Annotated in this window: 2 protein-coding genes; one reads left to right on the plus strand and one right to left on the minus strand. The window is 48.1% G+C overall.

Going from position 1 to position 1,980, the window contains the following annotated elements:
• A partial coding sequence (locus AZ66_RS28780; protein ID WP_044358063.1) for a serine hydrolase domain-containing protein occupies window positions 1-508 on the minus strand: 508 nt, incomplete at its 3' end.
• 408 nt (window positions 509-916) lie between these two features.
• Here AZ66_RS28780 and AZ66_RS28785 point away from each other — a divergent pair.
• On the plus strand, window positions 917-1,948 hold the full coding sequence (locus AZ66_RS28785; protein ID WP_231587092.1) for a TldD/PmbA family protein: 1,032 nt from the start codon (window positions 917-919) through the stop codon (window positions 1,946-1,948).
• Window positions 1,949-1,980 lie beyond the last annotated feature (32 nt).

Consider the following 1,980-nt stretch of genomic DNA (forward strand, 5'->3'; position numbering starts at 1 on the left):
GAGGAATGGCGACATCCCCCATGTACGCGCTGATGTCTTTCTTCAGATCAATCTTACCCTGCTCGGCGAGCTGAAGCAGGGCCAATGATGCGAAGGGCTTCGTTATGGAAGCAAATCTTAGAATCGTATGATCGGGATCCATGGACTTTTTGGTTTCTACATCTGCATAGCCATACCCTTTGCTTAATAAGACTTGCCCATCCTTGACGACGATAAAGACAGCTCCCGGAAGCTTCTTCAATGAAGGTAAGGAAAATAACTTGTCAGCAAATGCTTCAATTTCCTTAGGATCGGAAGGTCCGTTAGTCACGATTGATGGGGACGAGGCTTGTGTGTTCCGTACTACAGTGCTTGCGGACGGGGAAGATTCTGTACTCAAATCAGCCGCATACGCAGGAGCGACAGTTGTGAGTGCCGCGGCAAGTGAGAGTATTATCATCAGCTTCCGAGCACGACGATGATTCGGATTAGGGCTGGCAGATGTTCTTTCAGAAGAATGTGGTTGCATGTTTCTCTCCTCCAATATGGATAAGGATTAATGGAGACTGAACTTGCGAGTACATATGAGACTGTGTCACTCTTGCACGGTACTTCAATTGCTGAGCATCTATTTGCGCTGCTTTTTAGTAAACATGGGCTCATGCTGAGAATTTTCTTGCTTGCATGAAGTAAATAGATGGAGTTAATGTAGGTTAACCATTCTTTTTTGTTGGTTTGAGTTGGTTATGATAGAAATCATAGTATAATCATTTACATATAGAAGAGAGGCATTCATCGAGTATCCTATCGAGTTACATGAATTAATAAGCTATACGTCATCGAAGATGTTGCGAAAATGGTTCGTTAGGGATATCCTCTGCTTCGACATACATACATATGCAACTAAGAAATCTAGCTTACAAGGAGGGCACAGTTTATGCTTCATCCGTCGTTAATTGAGAATGTGCTTACCGCCGCTTTAGCAACTGGCGGGGATTTTGCTGAGGTATTTATGGAAGATCGGACGACGTCTAGCTTGGGGATGATTGGTGGGATCGTAGAACATGCACTTGGCGGTCGAGATTATGGCGTCGGGATACGCATATTCAACGGGGTGTTCGCGGTATATGCATATACGAATGATTGCACCGCAGATAATCTGATCAAGGTAGCTGCTTCAGCTGCACAAGCGATCCGCGGTCAAACCAAAGATATTGTAATTGATTTGCGTCGAGCGAGCATCGCTGATCATCATCCGGTTCTTATTCCACCGAATGAAGTGGGAAAGGGACGCAAGATAGAATGGATGAGACGTGCGCATGCATCATCCATGGCATACAGCCCGGCGATTACGCAAACCTCGATAGCACTGAATAACTGGGTACAAGATATTTGCATTGCCAATTCCGAAGGACTGCTGGTGGAAGATCGCAGAACCTACACGAGAATGAGCTTCAGCTCAATTGCTGAAGCGGGGGGCGTCAAGCAGGGAGGATACGTCGCTCCTGGTGCTCACGCGGGTCTGGAGTTAATCGAGTCGATGGATATTGATTGGTACGCAAGAGAAGCATCCCGCATCGCGACTACAATGGTAGGCGCCGGCTATGCGCCGAGCGGCAAGCTGCCGGTCATTATCGATAATGCCTTTGGCGGTGTCCTATTCCATGAGGCATGTGGGCATGGACTTGAGGCGACAGCTGTTGCGAAGAAGGCTTCTGTGTTCGCCGACAAGCTCGGTGAGCAAGTGGCGTCTCCACTTGTAACTGCCATCGATGACGGGACAATTCCGAATGCTTGGGGCTCACTGAATATCGACGATGAGGGAGCGCCAACACAGCGTAATGTGCTCATCGAGAATGGGGTGCTGAAGGGCTATCTGATTGATAAGCTGGGCAGCCGCAAGATGGGAATGCCGTCAACGGGATCTGGCCGCGGCAATCTTATCAATTTGCACCGACCTCCCGCATGAATACACGTACATTGCAGCAGGTCATTCCACAC

The sequence above is a fragment of the Paenibacillus sp. E194 genome, assembly GCF_000935845.1.
GTDB lineage: Bacteria > Bacillota > Bacilli > Paenibacillales > Paenibacillaceae > Paenibacillus_B > Paenibacillus_B alvei_B.